The 702-nt window shown below is 58.5% G+C and carries 1 protein-coding gene and 1 pseudogene; both read left to right on the top strand.

Annotation, left to right across the window (positions count from 1 at the left end; all coding sequences use genetic code 11):
- The coding region (locus DWZ38_RS21950; protein ID WP_117855433.1) for a cysteine-rich VLP protein at positions 1 to 297 on the top strand (297 nt) is incomplete at its 5' end.
- Between the two features lie 132 nt (positions 298 to 429).
- Positions 430 to 702: pseudogene (locus DWZ38_RS21945) on the top strand (hypothetical protein); the annotation flags it as partial.

The following is a 702-nucleotide window of genomic DNA, read 5'->3' as shown; positions in this document are numbered from 1 at the left end:
GACTGTGCCTGCTATATGCTGCACAAGTGCTGGACAGGGGCGTACTGCCGTTACTTCCGTGAGGCTGTCCTGCCCCTTAACCCGGAGCTTCAAGCGGCGCTGACAACGGAAGGCATCTCCCCGGAGTTGCGGGCCTGTGCGGTCTGCGGAAAGGCATTTTTGCCCGAGGGGCGTCAAGCCTACTGCTCCGACGCCTGCAAGGCCGAAGAGAACCGACGGAAAAGCCGGGAACGCATGAGGAAAATGCGGGAGAAAAGGCCGGGCGGCTGTTACGATTTGCCGCTTCCAAAGGCTTGACATTCCGGGCTTTTTGGAGGGTGTTTCCGGGGTGGGAATATCTTATTACATTCCTCCCCGGTCTGCCCTCTTATTTCGTAACATCCAGCACTTCGGGTCATGTTGGCCCGAGGCACAGAAAGGAGGGATCTCTTGGAGACAGTACAAGGATATGTGATTTTGAAAGCTGCCACCTTTGAAACCGGACACGGCTTTGCGCTGGGGCATAATCCGGGAGCGCCGAGCCCCTTTGTGACCTGGCAGTTTACCGAGGGGGAAAACGGCCATCGGGATTACTACTGGGGCCGCTATGGAACCAGTCAGGCGTGGGCGCAGCGGGACTTTGACCGCCGGGTGGACGACTATCAGCAGTTTTACCATGCGGCGGTCAAGCATACCGAGCTGGGACCGGAGGGCGTTTACCGC

The organism is Ruminococcus sp. AF31-8BH (genome assembly GCF_003460605.1).
Classification (GTDB): domain Bacteria; phylum Bacillota; class Clostridia; order Lachnospirales; family Lachnospiraceae; genus Blautia_A; species Blautia_A acetigignens.
This window is presented reverse-complemented; position numbering and strand designations above follow the sequence as displayed.